Genomic DNA, 21,581 nt, shown 5'->3' with positions numbered 1-21,581 from the left:
ATTTGTTCTTGTCACTAGAAAACAGGTTTTGATGCTATTCATAACGAAGGCTGCGTATGCAGCCTTTTTCGCTAGATGATGCAACTGGAAATCCAACTAACGCCTTCTGAAGGGCTAACGTTACCCTTTATGCTCAGATCTACTTATTGTATAATGATTCAGAAAGGTTATCATTTTGACTTAAGGGGGCAAATCATGGAAATATCGAAACGCGGAATTCTTATGCCATCTTCTCCTATAAGAAAACTAGTGCCTTTTGCACAGAAAGCGAAGGAGAAAGGTGTGAAAGTCTATCATCTCAATATCGGTCAGCCTGACATTGAAACTCCAAGAGTGTTTTATGATTACATGAATAAGCTATCAGATTCTGTAGTCTCATACTCGCCTTCAGATGGAATAAGAGAGCTAAAGCAAGCTTTTTCAGACTATTTCCAGTCATGGGAAATAGACGTTTCGGCCGATGAGCTTCTTGTCACTTCGGGTGGCAGCGAGGCGATTCTTTTCGCCCTTGCTGCTGTCGCTGATCCTGGCGATGAGATTATGTTGATCGAGCCATTCTACGCAAATTACAAAGGCTTTGCCAACATGCTGGGACTCAATGTGAGGTCCGCTACGTCGAAAATATCAAACGGATATCGGCTGCCCGCTGACGAAGAACTATCAAAGGCCTTGACAAAAAGGACGAGGGCGATTCTATTCTCAAATCCTTCTAATCCCACGGGAGTAGTTTATACAGAGCGTGAGTTAAGGAGACTTATCGACTTCGCAAGAAGAAATGATCTATATATTATCTGCGACGAGGTGTATCGAGAAATCGTTTTTGATGAAATAAAGCCTTCTTCAATAATGACGCTTGATTCAGGACAGGACATAATTATCGTTGATAGTATTTCTAAGAGATTCAGCAGCTGTGGCGCAAGAATTGGTTGTGTGGCAACAAAAAACAGTGAGCTTTACAGAACAATGATGAAGTTTGCTCAGGCAAGATTATCTCCTCCAACCATTGCTCAGCTTGGAACAATTGGCCTTCTAACGCTTGGTAAAGAATACACTGATTCGGTGAGAAGAGAGTATGAACTCAGAAGAAATGTGGTCTTTAAAGAACTGAGCAAAATCGATGGAATAGAGATGCAAAAACCCTCTGGTGCTTTCTATATCTCGGTCAAGCTTCCTGTTGAAGACGCTGAAGAATTCGTCAAATGGATGCTTACAGACTTTTCCTATGATGGAAGCACTGTAATGGTGGCGCCGCTGGAGGGATTCTATTCGAGTGAAGGCATTGGACGAAAAGAAGTTAGGATTGCTTATGTTCTTTCTTCAGAAAAGATGAAGATCGCCATTGAAGTATTGGCTTTAGGTCTAAAGGAATATAATCGCTTGTTCGTTTCTGTCTAGTAGACTTTCCAAAAATCGAGCTCTATCGACTATTTCAGAACAAAGGAAGGAGTCCATGGCAGTTATGGATTCCTTTTCTCATTTTAGCGTTGCGGTAAGCATTTTGTCCTTGCTTATTACGAGAATTTTTTACAGGAAAGATGCCATAGATCTAATCTATGAGTATGAAGCATTTCAGACAAAGCAAGCTGGCACGAGCTCTTTTCAACCCTACTAGTTGATGCTACAGCGAGTGAGCAACTTCCCTCCGGTTTAGTGTGTCTGATATCATAGTTACGAAATGATGGGGGGAGGTGGATCATGAAAGTGAAAAACGCGTTATATGCTCAATCCGGGGGCGTTACATCCGTAATCAACGCATCAGCTTATGGGACGATTGTTGCGGCGCTTGAGAGTGAAGGAATCGACAGGATATTTGCCGGAATAAATGGTATCAAAGGAATCCTCAACGAAGAGCTTCTTGACTTGACGGAAGAAACACGGAGTGAGATAGACAGGATTCCCTACACTCCTGGCGCGGTATTCGGCTCTTGCAGAACGAAAATCGACAGCGATGAGGACTTCGATAGATTGTTCAGAGTCTTCGACGCTCATTCCATCCGTTACTTCTTCTATAACGGGGGCAATGATTCAATGGATACCGCCAACAAGATCGATAACAAAGCAAAAGAACTCGGCATTCCATTGCAAGTGATAGGAATACCCAAGACTGTTGATAATGATCTCATGGAAACCGATCACTGTCCTGGATATGGTTCCGCTGCAAGATTCACTGCGATTTCGATAATGGAGGCGACGAGAGATAAGAGATCAATGTACAGCGATTCCACAAAGGTTTTCATTATGGAGTCTATGGGGCGTCATTCAGGCTGGCTTGCTGCTTCAGGTTCACTTGCAAGTAGTGACCGATTCCACGGTCCTCAGATCATACTTTTCCCGGAAGTACCCTTCAACGAAGATGCCTTCATTGCAAAAGTAGATGATGTAATCGTAAGAGAGGGCTATTGTTCGATCGTTGCGTCAGAGGCTCTTAAGAGGCCTGATGGATCATACATATCTACTGCCGGATACTACGATTCCTTCGGAAATGTGCAGCTCGGGAAGATAGGGCAATACCTCGAAAAGACAATTCGCGATTCCTTGAAGTGCAAAGTGCATGTCGCTATCCCGGATTATCTTCAGAGGTCTTCAAGACACATTGCAAGCCTTATAGATTGGCAAGAAGCAGTTGAGGTAGGAGCACTAGCAGTCAGGGAAGCACTAGAAGGGGTAAGCGGAGTGATGGTCTCAATTCGCCGATTAAGTAATAGGCCCTATCTGAAGAAATACTGCACAGTTGATCTGGAGAGGATCGCCAACGGAACGAAAGACCTTCCTAAAGAATTCATCTCGGAAGACGGATTTCACGTTACTGAGGAGTTCAGATCCTATGCACTACCGCTCATACAGGGTGAAGCTCCAAATCTCTATCTACATGGTCTGCCCATATACGAGAATCTTGAAAGAAGAAAGGTGGAGAAGCTCCTCTGATATGAAGCTCCCCGTTCCGCATATGGCCGGGACGGGGGCCTTCTCAATTCGTAAGATCTCGGAAAAGTTGAAGATATTGATGTAGATGTCTCGTACTTAGGAAGTCTTTCTTCACTATTTCATATCCCTTGTTCCCCATTTCCTTTGCAAGACCGGGATCATCAAGTATTCTTCCAGTGTACTCAATGGTATCTTCAACGCTTTCAACGAGATAGCCGTTAATTCCGTGGTGAACCTGAAGAGGAATGCCTCCAACGTTTCCCCCAACTACGGGAGTCTTCTTCCACATTGCCTCGCTCACAGTCAAAGCAAAACCCTCGCGAAGTGATTTCTGAAGAACGACTTTGCTTACTCTTTGAGCTGCGTTCACCTCGATATCACTGATATTCTGGAAGTTCGAGAGAACCTTGATGTCGTAATCCATTCCACTGTATCTTAGAAGGTCTTCATAGATCTTCCAGCCCTCAGGATCATCTGAAGCCATCGACCCTATTAGCAGAAGCTGAAGCTCTCTAAACCTCTCCTTCAGCTTTCTATACGCATCTACAACTCCCAACGGATCCTTCCACGGATCGAACCTTGATACTTGAGTTATAACGGGTTTTCCACTCTCGATTCCGAGTTTTCTTAGTGCCTGTTGCATCTCTTCCTTCGACAGTTCCCTGTTCTTGTTGCTTAGAGGATCAATTGAAGGTGGAATTTCGTAGATCTTGTCGATTGAAATCCCGTCTTTAGCATAGTCTTTGAGTGTGAATACAGCTGCATTATAGTAAGACAGGAAGCCGTTTAGATAATCCCAGAAGACCCGATTGGGTGAGGAAGTATCTATGTGACATCTCCATACAAGCCTGCAACTTCCGAAGTCTGCAAAGGCAGGAAGACCTACCGGTTGAGGGTCATGTATCACCGCAATATCGTATTCACCTGGTTTTATGAAACTCGCGTTGTCTTTTGAAACGTTTTCAAAAAGGTCCCTATCTTCATCTGATAGTCGATCCTCCTTACCCTGAAGTGCGTTGTGCATCCTTTTTGTAAGGTCGAAAAACCGAGAAGGAGCGTCAATTACTTTCCAATCGACATTGAGGCCACAGTCTTTCATTAAAGGAATCAGAGTGTGTAGTATTTCCGCCACGCCTCCTCCAAAAGATGTTGCGTTGACATGCAAAACTCTCAGACCCCTGAGTTCGCTCGAAAGCTTAAGAATACTCTCCAATAGATCACTTTCTATAAAAGGCTCATAGTCCTTCAGACTCTTTCTCTGTACTTGCGTAGTCTTCACGTCCACACCTTCTTTCTGCTTTGGCAAAAGGTTAGCTGGTCCCGATTGGGACCAGCTAACCAAGTTAGACAGTTACTAGAAGCCCCAAACTACTTCAAAACCTGTTAGATCTTCCAGATCAAGAGCGAGTTCTTCAAGAGCGTTCTGAGCATCTGCTGTACCCAAGAGGATGTTATGAACCGCCTTGAAGAAGAGAGTAGACACTTCATTATATCGTGGCGCGGTCGCCGTTGAAGGTCTAGCAACGGCATTTATAAACACATCATACAATGAACCAAAAAACGGATTGGCTTTTAGCACTTCGTAATCCGCATAAAGAGCCCCAATTGTGGGGTTAAAGGAGCCTTCTACTGCCCTCATCTTCTGAACTTCATATCCAGCCATGAAGAGCGCCACATCGGCTGCAATTTCCGGATTTCTGCTGTACTTGCTAACCGAGAGCTGCCAACCGCCAAGCGTTGCCGCTCCGCTACCGCTCTTTCCTGCAGGTAGAGGAGAGACGTCAAACTTTCCTGCTACGGCGCTGTCCTCGCCTCTGCTTAGTGAATAAGCGTATGGCCAGTTTCTCATGAAAGCAGCGTTCCCTGTCTGCCATACCGCTCTTGCATCCTCTTCGGCAAATGTCAAGACACCACTTGGAGAAATCGTGCCTACCCAGCCGGCGGCCTTTTCAAGTATCTCAACGGCGTTTGCATTGGCAATTGTTATCTTCTTGTCGGCGCTGATAATCGTACCTGCATCGTTTGAAGCAAGCCATTCAAGAGCGTCACATGTTAAGCCCTCATAGGCGTTTCCCTGCCAAACAAATCCCCAAAAGTCGGGATTTGTTTTCCTCTCGCCTTCCTGTATTATTCTTGCTGTCTCTTCCAGTTCGTCCCAGGTCTTCGGCACAGCAAGCCCATACTTTTCAAGAAGGTCGGTCCTGTAGTAGAGAAGTCCGGCATCCGTGAACCATGGAATGGCAACCAGTTTTCCATCTACTGTGTTATTCTCAACTATTGCCGGAAAGTGCATCGATACAACCTTGTCGGCGTTGTACTCGTAAAGATCTACGAAGTGTTCTGCGAGGTCGCCGGGCCAGATTACGTCCACCTGATAAACGTCAATCTCGGGACTTCTTGCTTCGAGGAACTGGAGATAGAGACCTAGTCTGTCCTGTACCATATCTGGAGTGTCGAGAACTCTTACCGTGACATCCGGATGGATCTCCATATACATCTCAGCAGCCTTCCTTGTTAGCTCGAGTTCCTGACCGACAGCTCCTGCGGCTACCGTAATCACAGTTTGGGAAATGGCCATTAACGCGAATGATACTACCATGAGAGTTAAAAGTACCTTTTTCATAATACCCCTCCTTCAAAAGAGTTTTTTTGAGTTTCATCAATCCTCAAATCTCATTTAGTTACTTTGACTCTTCAAATCACCTCCCGTTAGCATTGAAACGAAACATTCATATAATTTCAGCATCGCTATCCCTTTACCGCCCCGGCAGTCAATCCTTGCACAATTCGTCTTTGGAAGATGAAAACAAGAACTACAACCGGTACTGTAACCACTACTGCGCCAGCCATGATCTCGCCAAAGGGAACCTGTCTCGAGACACTCCCTGTGAACAACGAAATCGCGACGGGAATTGTCCTTGCTTGAGGCGCAATAGTTGTGAATGTAAGAGCAAATATGTACTCGTTCCAAGCAGCTATAAATGCCAGTAATCCTGCTGTTACTAGGGCCGGCGCTGTCAAAGGCAGCAAGATCATATAGAAAGTTTGGAATGGAGTTGCACCGTCGACCCATGCCGACTGCATAATCTCCGTAGGAAGCTCTTTGAAAAAAGCTGTAAGAACCCATGTTGTAAAAGGCAAAGTAAAAATCATATAAGAGAGGATCAAACTCAATCTAGCACCTAGATTCAGCGTTGTGATTACCGCGTATAACCCAGAGAGTACAGTGATTTGAGGAAACATGGTTAGCGAAAGGATTAGATAGAGTGTTATCTTCTTCCCTTTGAACCTAAGTTTTCCCATTGCGTAGGCCGCAAAAGACCCAACTCCTAGAGCAAGAACTGTAGTTAGTCCTGCAACTATGGTGCTGTTCCACAAAGCTCTAACGAAGGTCCCGTCATTGAACACAGCAACATAATTCTGAAGTGTCGGCGAGAACTTTCCATTTCCGTCCACAGGAACAAAAGTAGCGGGGGTCATCTGTAGTTGAGCCTCAGACTTCAGCGAGGAGTTAACTGCCCAGTAGAACGGAAATAGCATGTAAAAGAATATGAACAGTACGAGTACCCAGAAAGCTACTCTCCCTATGAACCAGAGCAATCTATTCTTCTTCATTCTTCATCAACTCCCATAAGCCTCATGTAAATCACAGCGAAGATACCGATTAGGAAGAATATTATTACGCCTATTGCCGAAGCTAGTCCCATATTCCTGTTCCCGATCAGCTGATAATAATTGTATGAGGCCATAGAGTACATCCGGTTGCCCATCAAGACCTGAAATACGTCAAACACTCTTAGGGCGTCAAGCGTTCTGAAGATGAGCGCTACAGCTAACGTAGGCTTTAAAAGCGGCATTGTGATAGAGAGAAACTGTCTAATTCTACTTGCTCCATCAACCCTTCCAGCTTCATAGAGTTCTCTCGGGATAAGCTGCAATCCCGCAAGAATCAGAAGCGCCATGAACGGCGTTGTTTTCCAAACATCTACAGCTATGAGAGTGGGCATTTGCAGACCTGACATACTGAGGAACGAAAGATCTCCATCGCCCAAGCCCAGTCTACTAATGACCATGTTGAAAAGACCAGCTCTCGTTGGTTGAAGCATCCACTCCCATATCCTTGCTGAGACAACGGTAATAACGGCCCAGGGAACAAGCATTGTAGCTCTCATAATTCCTTTCCCCTTGAAGTTGCTGTTCACTACAAGTGCAACTCCAAGACCAAGAATAGTCTCTAGAAAGACCGAAATAACAGTGAAGACCAGCGTATTCCAGATCGCCTTCATGAACTCAGGATCTCTCGCACCTACTACATAACGCCGTCCGAAAAAAGAAAACTGAAACCACTCTCTGTACCTGATCGGACTTCTGGGCAAGACTCTAATCGCTCTTTCATATACTGGTCTACCCGTTGACTCGTCAATCAATGTTTCTCCGGTTGAATCATCTAACACTGCAGGTAGTTCCCGTATTGTAAGCCCGAGCAGACTCTTATAGTTTTCTAGCCCTATGAACTCAGGCGCCTCGTCCTTTCCCGAGGCGAAGACCTTGTCGGTGAGACTCGTGTAGAAAACCTGAAACAGGGGATAAAAAGCAACGGCCGCTAGGATCAGCAGAGCTGGAATAAGCAATTTGTAAGCGGTTCTCTGTTCCTTCTGAGCAAGTGATAGCTTATCTTTCCTGGCCATAAATCCTCCTCACTATTAGAGATAAATCAGGCCGTCCTCCTGCGTTTTAGCTTGGGCAGGAATCTAACCGGCTGAACATACTGTCCTGGTGCTTCTATCTTTTGGATTATCAGCTCCGCTGTTTTCTTCCCCATTTCTTCCATTGGCTGCTCGATTGTAGTCAAACCAGCTCTTTGAGTCCAACTCTGATTATCATATCCCACAAGGAAAAAATCCTTTCCAGGAATCTTCTTCATAGCAGCAGCAGTCTGAAGAACCTCAAGGGCAAAATTGTCGGCCAATGCGAAAATGCCGGGTTTAGTGTTTTCAGAAAGGATCCGTGCAATCTTTTCGTGAGCCGTTTCGAAGAAGAACGATGTGTAGACGAGCCTCTCTGGGTCAAAATCATATCCCTTGTCCCGGAGAATGTCGATAAAGCCCTCAATTCTCTTTTCGAAATTCTCAGTTGCTAGAATAGTGTTTTCTTCCTCAAAAGAGATCACAAAGAAATCTGATGAGCCACACTCAATGAGCAGCTCGGCAGCCATCCTTCCGCCCATGACATTATCCAGATAAACACAGTCGTACTCCTCGGATTGAGCCTCAAAAAAGACTATGTTTGTTCCGAAGTCAATACCGTTCTTAAGCAAGAATTCTGTGTTCATTGTACAAACTACAGCCCCATCTGAGTCATGAAGCAAAGCAAGATCTCTCCTAAGTCTGCTCAGTCTCCTTTCCGAAAACACAGGATAAATTACCATCTCGTAGTTTTTCATGTCGAGATAGTCATCAAACGACTTCATAACTCTCCAATGGAACTCAGTCCTGACTTCCGGCATCAGGAAGAGAATTCTTCTTGTCTTGCCTCCCGCCAGTGTTCTTGCCGTTTGATTCGGTTGATAACCTAATTTCTCAATCGCTCTAACAACCTTAATCCTGGTTGCCTCTTTAACAGAACCGCCATTTAGTACACGCGAAACGGTACCGGTTCCAACTCCGGAAAGAGCTGCAACATCCTTAATAGTTGGCTTCTTCAAAGAGATCGCTCCTATAATCAATAGGAATTTGGAATCGCTTCCATTATAACAATTCAATTAAGTCAGTCAAAACGTGAATATCCTTTATTTGAGTGAATGAAGAATAAATATCGAAGAAAAAGGCAAATTAGCTGTTGTATCCTGCAGATAAATCCTGAGATCTTTCCGTTGCTCACTGTTGCTTCTTGTTGGGCAATCGATTTACTTGATACGCTTCTTCCAACGATTTCAGTGCATTAGTTAAGATTACTGGATCTTATTATTCCTACGCAATCAAGGCCCCTATCCCAATAATTCCTTTCCCTCCGTGGACCAGGATTCCAGAGGATAACTCTCCTGCAAGCAAATTCTCAGAAAGCGAAGAGATTTTCGTTCTGACCCAATCAACCAGGGAGACCGTATTGCTGTCATCTCCAGAATGATACAGAGCAACACAAAGGACTTTCTTTCCTTTGACTGTGTCTAGCAGACGATCTACCATCTTTTCAACGGCCTTTTTCATCCCCCTGGCTTTGCCGGAGAGGGTGAAAACACCACTACTGTCGATTGTTCCTATAGGTTTCACATTGAGTATTTCTCCTACAGAACCCTCAAGCCTTCCTATTCTCCCGCTCTGTTTGAGATACTTCAATGTCGGCAAAGTGAAGAAGACTATGTTCTTGATTCCTGCGCAACTTCTAAGGTCTGATGCGATTACTCTCAAAGAGTCTCCACGTTCTTTCATCTTTATTGCCTTGTAGACAAGCATGGCTATTCCGCCCGAAAGTGACAAAGAATCTACCGATTCTATGACAACCGACTTGCGCTCGCTAGCAAACTGTTCACCTATCGTCTTGAATAAATTATGAGTTCCGCTAAGCCCACCGGAAAGATTGACAACAAGAAGTTCATCGTAACCTCTTGCATACATTGTCTCGAAGGCCTTCATCACGTCACCAGGGCTAGGGAGTGACGTTCTGGCAAAGTTGTCGTCAAGAAAGTCCGCAATTTCGGCCTTGCTTATTTCTACGCCCTCGCGAAAGGACTTTTCTCCCAGAACAACCATCACAGGAACGATGTACACATCTTCTCTTTCAGCCAGCTCCAAAGGAAGATCGACGATTGAGTCACAAATAATTCCTATCATTAATACGCTTCCTCCTCACCAACAACCACGTTTCTTTGCAAACCAAGACTTATTCTGCCATCTGAAGAGAATATCCTGGATTCAACAACATCCCCGGGGTTCAAATATCTCCCGCTCTTCTGCTGATCTCTAACAAAGATCTCCCATCTTTTGGACTCAGAAAGCTGACCAATGAACCACGAACGAAACCCCTTTTTTGTACTGAGTGCGGTCCCTTTCGGAGTACCCGTGAGAATAACGTCTCCAGGGTAAAGATCTGAAAACCGACTCAGCTCCGAAATCGTCTCTGCAGGGCTATAAATCATGCTAGATGTCGAAGCACTCTGCCTGACGGAACCATTTACACTCAGTTCGAGATTGAGATTCGCGACACATTCCGTCTCCTCTTCATCAAACATCGCCATGAACGGACCTATAGGGCAGAAAGTACGATAGCTTTTACCCTTAAAGAACTGAGACTGAGGTAACTGGACATCCCTCGCTGAAACATCATTCGCCATAACGATTCCACCTACGTAAGTAGTGAGTTGCGATGAGTCAACATCGATACTTCGGCTTATTTGAGCTCTGATGACAAGGCCCAGCTCCACTTCATAATCTAGAAGCCGTACCCCAAGTGGCCTAACAATTGGTGAACAAGGATCTGATATTGAAGCAGAGGATTTGTTGAAGAACATGTTGTACTTCTTGTCTTTCTGCCTTGTTCCCGTATCCAGAAGATGATCCAGATAGTTCTTTCCCTGGCAAATAACCCTGCATGGTTTTGTTATAGGAGATAGAACCTCAATCTCGGAGAGAACGATCTTTTCTTCGGAAGCAAGGTCCTTGAGTTGCTTGAGATCCTCAGATACCGAGCTAAGAAAGTCACCCGTCGTTGAACATTCCACATCCAGAGGACGGACAAAACCCTCTTCAACAACTCCCCAGAATTCTTGTCTCTTGCTACTTCTAAATCTTCCAACATGGACTATCACAAGCCCGCCTCCCTCATTTATTATAACCTGAGGCTTCGATCAATGTCTCCGTTTTTCCATTGGCTTCCCATTAATAACAGTCTGCACGGATTTACAGCGAGCAGCTCACAAAGTTAGCCCATAGGTAACCGTTGGCTTTGAGCGGGTATGGCTGTGCTAGAATTGTTCTGAGGTGATTGAATGAGTACTTTCGAGCTCCAGCGTGCGGTCCTTCTTCACTGTGACGAAGCGGCAACAGAGGTCCTTCGAAAATCATTCAAGGACACCACGGTAATCGACTGCCGTGGGTTGGAGAACTTAACTCTGAAGGAAATTCTGAATTCGGAATGTCCAAAGAAGGAGGCTCCCTTGACTTCCGGCGAGGTTCTATGTTATGTGATTTTTAGTGGGTTTGAGAACAGTTATATTGGTCAGATCATTAAACAAATCCGTCGGTATCTTGGGAGAGACTTGGTATTCGCAACCACCACTGAATCGAATATGAACTGGAAGATGAGTGATTTACTTTCTGAATTGGCGGAGGAACACAACTACTTTGTGAAAGCGAGGCGGGAAAAACTTGATGGATAACTTGTTCCATAAACTTGAGGATCTCTCAAAAGTTGAATTAGTAAATCTTCTGAATTCGATTTTTTCGGACTATGTTCTCAGAATGCACTGGACTCTGGAGAGTTTCGAGAGAGATGTGAGAGAGAACAACATATCGCTTTCGGAATCCTTCGTTATGGAAGTAAAGGGAGAGTATGCGGGAGTTGTGCTGTTGAGTTTCAGGGGCAAAAGAGCAAAAATCGACCTGATGGGAGTCTTGTCTTCTTTCAGAAGAGAAGGAATTGGCTTCCGAATGGTCGATGAGGCACTTAAAATCGCAAAGTGGAATGGTTGTGAGCAAATTGTTCTGGAGGTCCCGGAAAAGGATTCTGCAGCAATCGCCTTTTATGAAAAGTATGGCTTCAGGCACAAACGTAATCTGATCACTTTCTTCATCAAAAGACCCGGCACAAAGGGATTCTCACTCAAGAAATCCGATTCAAGCAGAATTATAGAGTGCGCTCTTTCTGCAATTAGCAACTTCAAGAGAAATCCCGAGTGGGAAAGAGAGCCTTCTAGCTTCACTCATCTAGAGCAGTACAACTTTGACTTCGTTGAGAATTCCGAGGGAAAGGAAAGAGGCTACTGCATCTGGCAGGAAAAGGATTCTCTCTTCTATGTGAGAGACGCTGGCCCAGTAAAGAGTTCCTCATATAGGGAAATAATAGGAGGGCTTTGCGGAATCGCTAAGGACAAAGGGCTCACTCCTCTCTTTCCTACCGTTCCGGATGACGATCCGCTATTTCTGGAAGCAACAGAACTCGATCCTGAGGTTTTGCTAAAGCAGAGCGAGATGATTTACAAGATTCATTGAACATCATGAAATTAGTGACTGCCTCATATACCCGAGAATATACTCCACCATCTTGAATCCGTCTTGAGGAGATTTGTGTATCAGGTGTTGAACAAGCCGGCTTCTGTCCAAGAGCACATACTCGGAATTTCTCCGAACAACAACTGTCGTGTCCCACTTACTCTTCGCCAGCAACTGAACTTCGCCGATAGAATTTGGAGATTTAAGCGAGAATAGAACAGAGTTTTCATTCTCTCTTCTTTTCGAGAGAATCATCTCTCCTTTGAGAAGAAAGATAGCACTGCCGGCTCTTTTCCCCTCCTCAACAACAATCTTGTCCGAATCGGTCTTTCTGATTTTCCGTGAGTCCCTTCTCAAATTCCTGAAGAGGTTTGAACTGTAATCGGGTCCCTTATAGAGGAACTTGAATCCCGATTCTAGAAGTCCCATGCGACAAGCAAAGAACCTAGCTATTCCAGCTATCTCGTCTGCCTCTCCTTCAACAATCTCCAGAATCGATGTCAATGCCAGATCTAAAGAGTTATTTAGAAAACAGCTTAATGAATAGTAGAGTTTCACCGGTCTTGACAAAGGTGAGTTCTGATACTGTTCCAGATAACTCTTCAGAACTTCCTGAGCAGATGGGTATTCCCTCCTCTCTATCAGCTTTATGCCCTTTCTGTAAAGAGACTTTTCGCCGAACAATAGTGGAGGGTATTCCTTCAACCAGTGCTGCTTCATGGATACCAAAATCGAAACCAAACCGTCAAGATCAAGACCCTTCGATTCGGAACATGATCTCAAATCTTCTTCGACATTCTGAAGGAACTTCTCGAGTCTCTCCGGCCTGGCAACCAGATATTCTCTGAGCTCATCCCTATCGCCAACAAGAATTGAAGAATCCCCTATGGAAAGAAGATCTCCGCTGTACTTTTCACCAACTATAGACATTGGGTCTGCTAGATCTCCTTCCATATAGACCTTGTCATCCGAATTGAATCCCTTAAGAATAAGGCCACCTGACGAGACAATATAATACAAGTCTGCCTTCTCACCACGACCTGCAAGTTTCGTATCTCCCTCTAGAACAATTTCCCTTATAATCCTTCATCGCCTTTCAGTCTTCCCAAAGTTTCAGTTCCTTAAGTCCGTTCTTAACTATCTTACTTGTATCCCTTGCAATAACGAGTTCTTCGTTCGTAGGAATCACAAAAACCTTGACTCTAGAGTCTGCAGTTGAAATCATTACTTCCTTTCCCCTGGCTCTGTTGTTTTCTTCGTCAAGAGATATCCCAAGGTGGCCAAGATACTTATTTATGATATTGGCTCTCAGATATGCGCTGTTTTCTCCGACTCCAGCTGTGAAGACTATTGCATCGACTCCGTTCATAGCGGCTGCATAAGCACCAATGTACTTAGCCAATCTGTGCTCATATACGTCATGAGCTCGTTTACACAGAGGTTCATTATCAATTGCGCGCATCTCAATGTCTCTCATATCACTGAACTGCCTGTCTGTGAGTCCGTACATACCGCTTTCCTTGTTTAGCAGATTGTTGACTTCGCCAGGTGAGAGCCCTTCTTGTTCTTGCAAGAAAGGCACTATTGCAGGATCAATATCTCCAGAGCGAGTTCCCATAACCAATCCCTCAAGAGGCGTGAACCCCATTGAAGTATCGAAAGATCTGCCATTCTTAACGGCTGTGATCGAAGCGCCATTGCCTATGTGAGCAGTTATTATCTTTAGCTCCTTGAGTGGTTTCCCTAGAATGGATGCAACCCTTTCCGAAACGTATCTGTGGCTTGTGCCATGGAAGCCGTATCTTCTTATTTTATACTTCCTATACAGACCATAAGGTATTGCGTAAAGGTAAGAGGATTCGGGCATTGATTGATGGAATGCCGTATCAAAGACGCCCACTTGAGGAACCGATGGAAGGATCTTCTTTGCAGCAACGATCCCTTCTATGTTCGCCGGATTATGAAGAGGTGCAAGGAAGTTGTTGGATTCTATTTCCTTTATCACTTCATCGTCAATGAGCACTGAAGAAGCAAATCTTTCACCACCGTGGACTACACGATGACCTACCGCTTCAATCTCGTTAATGTCTTTCACAACTCCAGTCTTCTCAGCCTGCAAAACTTCTATTATAAGTTCTAGGCCTTCAGTGTGGTCGGCAATGTCGTTCTCGAACTCAAACTTCTGGTCGCTCTTCTTGTGAGTCAGTTTGGATCCAGGAATTCCTATTCTTTCGAGTAGACCTTTTGCCAGAACATTTTCACTTGCGGCATCGAGAAGCTGGTACTTGATTGAGGACGAGCCGCAATTGATTACAAGAATCTTCATTTGACACCCCCGTTTATGCTTTATTAGAACATCCTAGAAGTCTCAACCTTTCCCTTATCACATTCTTGACCAGTTCTTTCGGTGTCTTGAAGTATTTCCTCGGATCAAACTCCCCAGGATTCTTTGCAAGAAACTCTCTCAACGAAGCGATGAAAGCCATTCTCAAATCTGTATCTGTGTTAACTTTGTTTATTCCGAATTTCACTGATTCAGCAAGAATCTCGCCAGGAACTCCCTTTGCCCCTTTGAAGTCAGCTCCATACTCCTCGGCCAGGTCCTTGACCTCCTTGGGAACGCTCGAAGCTCCATGTAGAACAAGAGGAATACCGGTAAGCTTCTTAACCATCTTCAGTCTCTCAAAGTCAAGTCTCGCTTCTCCTTTGAACTTAAAGGCCCCATGGCTAGTTCCTATAGCAGGAGCAAGAAAGTCCACCCCAGTCTCTTTAACAAACTGCTCTGCCTCCTTGGGATCGACAAGAGCCGCTTCATGGGACTCAACCACAACATTGTCCTCTATCCCAACCAATCTGCCGAGTTCCGCTTCAACCGATACTCCAAGACTGTGGGCAATTTCCACCATTTTCTTCGTCTCTATAACGTTCTTCTCAAAGGGAAATTCGGAAGCATCAATCATTATAGAAGAATAGCCTGCCTGAATGGCGGCCATGAGTATTTTGAAGTTCTTTCCATGATCGACATGTAGTGAAACTGGAATATCGACGGTCTCCGCATAACTCCTTACCATCGAAACAAAAAGCCTTGCTCCCAGCATAACATTGCCGTTTCCTGCATACTTGATTGCACCTTCAGAGGTTTCGATTATCACTGGAGAGCGCTCTTCAACTCCAGCATCGATAATCGCTTGAAGGAATTCTAGATTGTTGATATTTAGTGCTGGTACCGCGTAGGATTCTTTGTTAGCCCTATCAAGTATCAGTTTTGTGTTAACGTAAGGCATTTTTCTCCCTCCAATCTCGTCTCTAGATCAACATTTCATCAAGATTATACCAGCTCAAAACGGCTAAGTTCTATTCCATCGCCCGTTTTCCTCATAAACGTAACCTTCGAGTTGAAGGTTCGTTAACTCAACTATCAAATCTTTGCTAGGTAGTTTCGTTTTGAGAAGAAGCTCTCCAAACGTTAGGGAACCGGTTCCGAGAACTTCTAGAACCTCTGAATCTACACTCCCTTCGTGTAACTCTCCAATGTCAATCTCAGGGAATTCTTCAATTACGTCACCGAATTCCGCAACGAGCTTTGCACCATTCTTTATGAGCCAGTTTGTTCCCTCAGAGTTCTTTCGGTTGATATCCCCGGGAACAGCGTAGACATCTCTTCCATTTTCAAGCGCGAGCCTAGCGGTGATCAAGGAGCCACTTCGTATAGTCGCCTGTACCACTAAGACCGCCCTAGCTAGACCGGCAATTATTCTATTCCTTCTTGGGAAATTCTGTTTCAAGGGGGGCGTTCCAGGCAGATACTCCGAAATTACGCAACCTTTTTCCATGACCGATCTGATAAGAGAGCTGTTTGACGCAGGGTAATAGACGTCGATTCCCGTTCCCAAAACACCTACAGTCGTTCCAGATCCGTCAAGAGCACCAATGTGAGCTTCGGCATCTATTCCGACAGCAAGACCGCTGACTATCGTGATTCCTCTTTCGGAAAGCAACCTTGAGTACTCTCTGGCAACTGAAGTTCCGTACTTGTCGGCCTTCCTTGATCCGACAACCGCTAAGACGCTTTTTGAATCGAGCAATGAGACTTTTCCCCGAAAGAAAAGCACTGAAGGCGGTTCGAAGATGTGCTTCAGAGAATCGGGATACTCCTCATCCCTGTGAGTTATGAAGTTGCCGTATGTTGAAAGAGTTCTAATAACACTGGAGAAATTCCTTGCGAAATTCTTCAGTTTGTTTCTATTCAATTCTATTGGCGAACGAAAAAGCAGAGAGCTATCGAATCCAGAACTCTCTATCTTCTCCATTTCAGAAGGGTTGAAGTCGCCCGAAAGCGCAATTGCAGCATATTCTAGTCTATCCATCACAAAATGAAAGCACTGAGATCCTCGTCGGCCGCGATTTCGCCGATTCTTTCATCAACATACTTCAAATCAATAAGAACTTCATCACTAACGTCCGGAGCCTTAAACGATACCTCTTCTAGAACCTTCTCAACAACCGTGTATAATCTTCTAGCTCCTATGTTCTCTATACTTTCATTAAGATTGTGGGATACCCTGGCTATCTCATTGAGGCCATCTTCGGTGAACTTTACTTCTACACCTTCAGTTTCCAGCAAAGCAACGTATTGTTTCGTTATTGCATTCTTAGGCTCAACCAGGATTCTTAAGAAATCCCCCTGGGTCAACGCGTCAAGCTCAACTCTTATAGGAAACCTTCCCTGAAATTCAGGTATCAAATCAGAGGGTTTTGCCGCATGAAAAGCTCCTGCCGCAATGAAAAGTATGTAATCGGTTCTTATCTGGCCATGTTTGGTTGTGACAGTTGTTCCCTCAATGATCGGCAGTAAATCCCTCTGAACACCCTCGCGAGAGACATCTGGTCCATGGGAACCGCTTCGGAAAGTTATCTTGTCTATCTCATCAATGAATACAATTCCTCTATTTTGAACTCTTTCAATCGCTTCTGCTATGACCTTATCCATATCAAGAAGTTTTTCAGCTTCAACCGGTAAGAGTGCCCTTCGAGCATCGACAATTCTCATTCTCCTCTTTTTCGTCTTCTTCGGCACCATACCTCCCAGAACACCCGACATATCGATTCCCATGTCTTCCATACCGGGAATCATTATCATCGGTTGACTGTGATCCTCTATCTCAACCTCAATATCGAGATCTTCAAGATCTCCGCTTCTCAATCTCTCTCTATAGTCTTCCCTGCGGTCCTTTATTCTTTCAAGTTCCTCCTGACTGGGTTTAGACTGCTGTTGTCCCTGAAATAACTCAAGAATGTTCCTCGGTCCACTTCCTTTCGTCTGAGGACCGGGAACCAGGGCTTCAAGGATTCTCTCCTCAACCTGGAAGATCGCCTTCCCCTCAACCTCGCTGATCTTCTCCTGCTTGACCATATTGACCCCGACTTCAACGAGCTCCCTTATTATCGACTCAACATTCTTTCCAACATAACCAACTTCCGTGAACCTAGTTGCTTCGACCTTAGTAAACGGAGAACCAGTCAACTCCGCCAGTCTTCTTGCTATTTCAGTCTTGCCAACCCCCGTAGGGCCCATCATAAGTATGTTCTTTGGTATTACGTCTTTTCGCATCTCTTCAGGAAGTTTCTGTCTACGGATCCTATTTCTCATGGCTACTGCGACAGCTCTCTTAGCCTTGTCTTGACCTACTATATACTTATCGAGTTCTTCGACTATTCTCTTTGGAGTCAACTCATCCAATTCTTCTCTCTTCATTACTTATCTCCTCCAAGTGTTTCCAGAGTGAAATTCGTGTTGGTGTAGATGCATATCTCACTGGCTATAGTCATTGACCTCCTTGCTATCTCTTCTGCATCGAGATCGCTATTCCTCATCAGAGCTCTTGCAGCAGCAAGTGCGTAAGAACCGCCAGAACCAATTGCCAGCACTTCTTCGTCGGGCTCTATCACTTCGCCATTTCCAGATACGAGAAGAATGCTCTCTTTGTCAGCAACGAGTAGAAGAGCCTGAAGGTTCTTAAGAATCTTGTTTGTTCTCCACTCCTTAGCAAGATTCACGGCTGCTCTCTTAAGATTTGAGTTGACTTCCTTGAGCTTTTCCTCGAATTTCTCGAAGAGAGTCATTGCGTCGGCTACAGAACCCGCGAAACCCGCTAATACCGCTCCATCGCCAAGCTTCCTTACTTTTCTGGCTGTGCCTTTCATCACTGTATCTCCGATCGTGATCTGACCATCTCCTACCATAACAGTATTTCCGTTTCTTCTCAGAACCAGTATCGTTGTACCGTGCATCGTCTTCATGATTACCTCCTGTTCCTCTTCTCAGCAGACTCAATCACTCCCCGAACAATGTCCTCGAAAGACATACCCGCAGCCCTGGCAGACATAGGAAGATCGCTCAGGTCAGTCATTCCAGGTATAGTATTTACCTCGAGAAAGAAGAAAATCTCATCCCTCAGTATTCCATCAATTCTGGCAAGATCCTTGCATCCGAGAAGATCGTAGATTGCAGCAGACTTTTCGATAATCGTTTCATACACGTCATTATTCATTGGAGCCGGGACCACAAAATCCGTCAACCCTGCCGTGTATTTAGCTTCATAATCATAAAAACGTCTCTTCGGTCTTATCTCTAGAATCGGAAGAACCATATGGTCATCTTCCGAATCAATGATAGATATGGTGATTTCTCTTCCTTCTACGTATTCTTCAAGGAGAAGAAAATCGTAAGTGCCAAGAAGTTCCCTTGTTCTTTCCTTCAATACCGCAAGGTCGTCACAGATGAATACGCCGATGCTCGATCCTTCTCTTACCGGCTTCACCACACAGGGAAATGTCTCCCACCCCTCAAGATCGACCTCGCCGCCAATTCTTCTCCATACGGGCAGATCGACGATATCCCTGACAAGCCTGTATGTAATCTCCTTGTCGAAGCAAATTGAACTGGTCCTGGAATCAGAGCCGGTGTAGGGCATTTCTGCCAGCTCTAGCATACCCTGAAGCGTCCCATCTTCACCGAACTTACCATGTAGAGCCAAAAACATGAGGTCTACCTTTAAAGTAAGAAGAGCAGGAATCGTCTCCCTTCTGAGATCAAAGGGCACTACTTCCACACCGAGCTTCTCAAGAGAAGTTACTACGTTCATTCCGCTCTTAATCGAAACGTTTCTCTCATTAGAAAGCCCGCCGTAAACAACGGCAACCCTTCGCTGCATCAAGCTTCTCCCACCTCGAATTCCTTCTTGCAGTTTTCACAGTACTTGACTCTCTTTCCGCCTCGCTTCACCTTGAGGAAGAGATTGGAGCCACAGATCTCGCACTTCTCTTCTGTAGGTTCGTTCCAGAACATTTCCCCACAACTGGAACACTTGTAGTAGTTTTTCCCCTTCTTGCTTCTAAGCTTTTCAACAACCCCGCCGCATTTCGGGCAATGTGCATCAATCCTGACGTTCCTTGTGTACTTGCATTTCGGATAGGCAGAACAGGCAATGAATTCTCCGTATCTTCCTTTTCTCTTAACCAAATTGGATCCGCATTCGGGACAGCTTTCATCTATCTCAACTTCTAATTTCTGATTCGGGGCAACATCTTTCAGAAGAACTTTTCCATCGATAACACAGGTGAAGGACGTCATGTCCACAGACTCGTTTTTGTCGCAAGACTGACACTTAAGATATCCGCCGTACCTTCCGAATACAACCTTGAAGGCTCCGCCGCAAGAACACTCCCTATCGGTCTCGAATTCGATTCTTAGCTCTCCCTTCTTGATCTTCTTGTCAATCTGATCAAGATCTATTCTAAAACCTTCATAGAAATCGTGAACAACATCTCGCCACTTTTTTGATCCGTTTTCAACACCATCGAGTTCTTCTTCCATGTTTGCTGTGAAATTCGTGTTAACAACATCCGGAAAATACTCGTTTAAGAACTCATTAACAATAGAGCCCAGCAATGTCGGTCTTAGTTCTCTAGATTGTCTCAGCACATATTTCCTGTCGAGAAGTGTGGAAATTATCGTTGCATATGTTGACGGACGCCCTATACCTCTCTTCTCAAGTTCTTTAACCAGGGAGGCCTCACTGAATCTGGAAGGCGGTTTGGTTGTATCCTCTTCCCATTCTAGTTTGGAAGGCTTGACTAATTCTCCCTTTTTGTAGTCGTGGCCAATTTCGCTCTTTGAGGATCTTGAGATAATCCTTTCAAACCCGTCGAATAGTTTTCTTTCTCCGGTCAAACTCAGAATGTACTTGCCGCTTTCGTCAGCCAATTCAACATCTGTCACCGCATACTCTGCACTCGCCATCTGAGAAGCAATGAATCTATTCCATATTAGGACATAGAGACGGAGATTATCTCCTGACAGTAGCTTCTTGGCCATCTCCGGATCATTTTCGGGATATGTTGGTCTGATCGCTTCATGAGCATCCTGAATTTTCTTACCTTTACCGCCTGATCTAACGGGACCGACGTATTCGCTTCCGAAGCTGTTGCTGATTATCTCTACTGCCTTATCTCTTGCCTGACTCGAAATCCTTGTGGAGTCTGTTCTCATGTATGTGATGAAGGCTATCTGGCCCTGATCCGTCTCAATTCCTTCATACAGCTGTTGAGCAACTTTCATGGTCTTGCTGGCGCTCCATCCTAGCTCCCCATTCGCGCTTTGTTGAAGAGTTGAAGTAATAAAAGGCATCGGAGCGCTTCTCTTGGAAGTTCGTTTCTTAACATCCTTAACACGGAGAACGCTTTTCGAGAGCTCTTCAATGATCTCATCTCTCTTTTCTTCAGTAGTCACGGATTTGTTGTTAAACTTCTTTCCTTCAATTTGCGAAAGAGCGAACCGATCCTCGGCAGTCTTAGCAAAAATCTTGAAAAATCTGTGCGGAACAAAGACTGCGATCTTCTTCTCAAGCTCAACCATTAACTTCAGAGCCACCGACTGAACTCTGCCGGCGCTCAAACCCTTAGTCATAGTTCTCCATAGAAGCGGGCTTATCTTGTAGCCCACAATTCTGTCCAGAACCCTTCTAGCTACTTGAGCTTCAACCTTTGACATGTCGATATTTCTTGGACTAAGAATTGCGCTCTTTATTGCAGATTCAGTAATCTCGTTGAAGACTATCCTGTTCTTTTCATCTCTGGGAAGGCCAAGAAGCTCTGAAATATGCCACGCAATAGCCTCTCCTTCACGGTCAAGGTCAGAAGCCAGAAAGACTTTCTTGCCTTTTGACTTCTTTTTGAGTTCCTGTACAACTTTTTCCTTCCCTTTCAGGACTTCATATGTGGGTTCGAAATTCTCAGGATTCAATCCGAGATTAGATTCGGGGAGATCCCTAACATGTCCCTTTGAAGCTGCAACTTCGTAGTTTTTTCCCAAGTATCTACCAATCGTCTTCGCCTTTGCGGGCGACTCAACTATAACAAGCTTGTCAGGCAAGATATCACTCCCAATTC

At 44.8% G+C, this 21,581-nt stretch carries 19 protein-coding genes; 4 read left to right on the top strand and 15 right to left on the bottom strand.

Annotated features, from left to right (window positions below; all coding sequences use genetic code 11):
- Nucleotides 1–195: 195 nt before the first annotated feature.
- On the top strand, nt 196–1,395 hold the full coding sequence (locus tag V512_RS11245; RefSeq protein ID WP_099830554.1) for a pyridoxal phosphate-dependent aminotransferase: 1,200 nt from the start codon (nt 196–198) through the stop codon (nt 1,393–1,395).
- A gap of 306 nt (nt 1,396–1,701) precedes the next feature.
- Nucleotides 1,702–2,925: a 6-phosphofructokinase gene (locus V512_RS11240; RefSeq protein WP_099830601.1), complete on the top strand. Its 1,224-nt coding sequence runs from the start codon at nt 1,702–1,704 to the stop codon at nt 2,923–2,925.
- 43 nt (nt 2,926–2,968) lie between these two features.
- Here the strand turns inward: V512_RS11240 and V512_RS11235 are convergent, their stop codons facing one another.
- The 7 genes from V512_RS11235 to V512_RS11205 all read right to left on the bottom strand — a co-directional run bounded on the left by V512_RS11235 (nt 2,969) and on the right by V512_RS11205 (nt 10,729).
- Nucleotides 2,969–4,204 carry a glycosyltransferase gene (locus V512_RS11235; RefSeq protein ID WP_099830553.1) on the bottom strand — a complete coding sequence of 412 codons (1,236 nt, stop codon included), beginning with the start codon at nt 4,202–4,204 and terminating at the stop codon, nt 2,969–2,971.
- Between the two features lie 75 nt (nt 4,205–4,279).
- Nucleotides 4,280–5,548, bottom strand: a complete 1,269-nt coding sequence (locus tag V512_RS11230; RefSeq protein WP_099830552.1) for an ABC transporter substrate-binding protein — start codon at nt 5,546–5,548, stop codon at nt 4,280–4,282.
- 125 nt (nt 5,549–5,673) lie between these two features.
- Nucleotides 5,674–6,540, bottom strand: coding sequence for a carbohydrate ABC transporter permease (locus tag V512_RS11225; protein ID WP_099830551.1), 867 nt, complete (start codon nt 6,538–6,540; stop codon nt 5,674–5,676).
- Nucleotides 6,537–7,613, bottom strand: coding sequence for a sugar ABC transporter permease (locus V512_RS11220; RefSeq protein WP_099830550.1), 1,077 nt, complete (start codon nt 7,611–7,613; stop codon nt 6,537–6,539). The genes V512_RS11225 and V512_RS11220 overlap by 4 nt, the downstream gene beginning before the upstream one ends.
- Before the next feature lie 26 nt (nt 7,614–7,639).
- Nucleotides 7,640–8,629 (bottom strand): LacI family DNA-binding transcriptional regulator, encoded by a 990-nt coding sequence (locus tag V512_RS11215; RefSeq protein ID WP_099830549.1) that lies wholly within the window; start codon nt 8,627–8,629, stop codon nt 7,640–7,642.
- Between the two features lie 265 nt (nt 8,630–8,894).
- Entirely contained in the window at nt 8,895–9,755 is an 861-nt protein-coding gene (locus tag V512_RS11210) for a DegV family protein (protein WP_099830548.1), read from the bottom strand.
- Nucleotides 9,755–10,729, bottom strand: coding sequence for a fumarylacetoacetate hydrolase family protein (locus V512_RS11205; protein ID WP_165775397.1), 975 nt, complete (start codon nt 10,727–10,729; stop codon nt 9,755–9,757). Before V512_RS11205 ends, V512_RS11210 begins: the two co-directional genes overlap by 1 nt.
- 180 nt (nt 10,730–10,909) lie before the next feature.
- Between V512_RS11205 and V512_RS11200 the strand changes: the two genes are divergently transcribed.
- Together V512_RS11200 and V512_RS11195 are read left to right on the top strand one after the other, a co-directional pair.
- Nucleotides 10,910–11,299 (top strand): DUF3783 domain-containing protein, encoded by a 390-nt coding sequence (locus V512_RS11200; RefSeq protein WP_099830546.1) that lies wholly within the window; start codon nt 10,910–10,912, stop codon nt 11,297–11,299.
- Nucleotides 11,292–12,131 carry a GNAT family N-acetyltransferase gene (locus V512_RS11195; protein ID WP_243392407.1) on the top strand — a complete coding sequence of 280 codons (840 nt, stop codon included), beginning with the start codon at nt 11,292–11,294 and terminating at the stop codon, nt 12,129–12,131. Before V512_RS11200 ends, V512_RS11195 begins: the two co-directional genes overlap by 8 nt.
- A gap of 3 nt (nt 12,132–12,134) precedes the next feature.
- Here V512_RS11195 and V512_RS11190 read toward each other — a convergent pair whose 3' ends face one another.
- The 8 genes from V512_RS11190 to topA form a co-directional block, all read right to left on the bottom strand.
- Nucleotides 12,135–13,151: a cyclic nucleotide-binding domain-containing protein gene (locus V512_RS11190; RefSeq protein ID WP_243392400.1), complete on the bottom strand. Its 1,017-nt coding sequence runs from the start codon at nt 13,149–13,151 to the stop codon at nt 12,135–12,137.
- Nucleotides 13,152–13,227: 76 nt separating this feature from the next.
- Complete coding sequence (locus V512_RS11185) at nt 13,228–14,457, bottom strand: acetate kinase (protein ID WP_099830544.1); 1,230 nt, start codon at nt 14,455–14,457, stop codon at nt 13,228–13,230.
- Between the two features lie 13 nt (nt 14,458–14,470).
- On the bottom strand, nt 14,471–15,415 hold the full coding sequence (gene fba, locus V512_RS11180; protein ID WP_099830543.1) for a class II fructose-1,6-bisphosphate aldolase: 945 nt from the start codon (nt 15,413–15,415) through the stop codon (nt 14,471–14,473).
- A gap of 63 nt (nt 15,416–15,478) precedes the next feature.
- Nucleotides 15,479–16,498 (bottom strand): DNA-processing protein DprA, encoded by a 1,020-nt coding sequence (gene dprA / locus V512_RS11175; protein ID WP_099830542.1) that lies wholly within the window; start codon nt 16,496–16,498, stop codon nt 15,479–15,481.
- Entirely contained in the window at nt 16,498–17,886 is a 1,389-nt protein-coding gene (gene hslU / locus V512_RS11170; protein WP_099830541.1) for an ATP-dependent protease ATPase subunit HslU, read from the bottom strand. The genes dprA and hslU overlap by 1 nt, the downstream gene beginning before the upstream one ends.
- Nucleotides 17,886–18,431 carry an ATP-dependent protease subunit HslV gene (hslV, locus tag V512_RS11165; RefSeq protein ID WP_099830540.1) on the bottom strand — a complete coding sequence of 182 codons (546 nt, stop codon included), beginning with the start codon at nt 18,429–18,431 and terminating at the stop codon, nt 17,886–17,888. Before hslV ends, hslU begins: the two co-directional genes overlap by 1 nt.
- A gap of 2 nt (nt 18,432–18,433) precedes the next feature.
- Nucleotides 18,434–19,345 (bottom strand): D-alanine--D-alanine ligase, encoded by a 912-nt coding sequence (locus tag V512_RS11160; protein ID WP_099830539.1) that lies wholly within the window; start codon nt 19,343–19,345, stop codon nt 18,434–18,436.
- Entirely contained in the window at nt 19,345–21,564 is a 2,220-nt protein-coding gene (gene topA, locus V512_RS11155) for a type I DNA topoisomerase (protein ID WP_099830538.1), read from the bottom strand. Before topA ends, V512_RS11160 begins: the two co-directional genes overlap by 1 nt.
- Between the last annotated feature and the right edge of the window lie 17 nt (nt 21,565–21,581).

This window comes from Mesotoga sp. Brook.08.105.5.1 (assembly GCF_002752635.1).
Taxonomy (GTDB): domain Bacteria; phylum Thermotogota; class Thermotogae; order Petrotogales; family Kosmotogaceae; genus Mesotoga.
This window is presented reverse-complemented; position numbering and strand designations above follow the sequence as displayed.

Coding starts and splice junctions, on each gene's coding strand:
- dprA (WP_099830542.1), bottom strand. CDS start 16,498: ATGGATAGACTAGAATATGCTGCAATTGCGCTTTCGGGCGACTTCAAC.
- V512_RS11220 (WP_099830550.1), bottom strand. CDS start 7,613: ATGGCCAGGAAAGATAAGCTATCACTTGCTCAGAAGGAACAGAGAACC.
- V512_RS11185 (WP_099830544.1), bottom strand. CDS start 14,457: ATGAAGATTCTTGTAATCAATTGCGGCTCGTCCTCAATCAAGTACCAG.
- hslV (WP_099830540.1), bottom strand. CDS start 18,431: ATGAAGACGATGCACGGTACAACGATACTGGTTCTGAGAAGAAACGGA.
- V512_RS11160 (WP_099830539.1), bottom strand. CDS start 19,345: ATGCAGCGAAGGGTTGCCGTTGTTTACGGCGGGCTTTCTAATGAGAGA.
- fba (WP_099830543.1), bottom strand. CDS start 15,415: ATGCCTTACGTTAACACAAAACTGATACTTGATAGGGCTAACAAAGAA.
- V512_RS11230 (WP_099830552.1), bottom strand. CDS start 5,548: ATGAAAAAGGTACTTTTAACTCTCATGGTAGTATCATTCGCGTTAATG.
- V512_RS11225 (WP_099830551.1), bottom strand. CDS start 6,540: ATGAAGAAGAATAGATTGCTCTGGTTCATAGGGAGAGTAGCTTTCTGG.
- V512_RS11245 (WP_099830554.1), top strand. CDS start 196: ATGGAAATATCGAAACGCGGAATTCTTATGCCATCTTCTCCTATAAGA.
- V512_RS11195 (WP_243392407.1), top strand. CDS start 11,292: ATGGATAACTTGTTCCATAAACTTGAGGATCTCTCAAAAGTTGAATTA.
- V512_RS11200 (WP_099830546.1), top strand. CDS start 10,910: ATGAGTACTTTCGAGCTCCAGCGTGCGGTCCTTCTTCACTGTGACGAA.
- hslU (WP_099830541.1), bottom strand. CDS start 17,886: ATGAAGAGAGAAGAATTGGATGAGTTGACTCCAAAGAGAATAGTCGAA.
- V512_RS11210 (WP_099830548.1), bottom strand. CDS start 9,755: ATGATAGGAATTATTTGTGACTCAATCGTCGATCTTCCTTTGGAGCTG.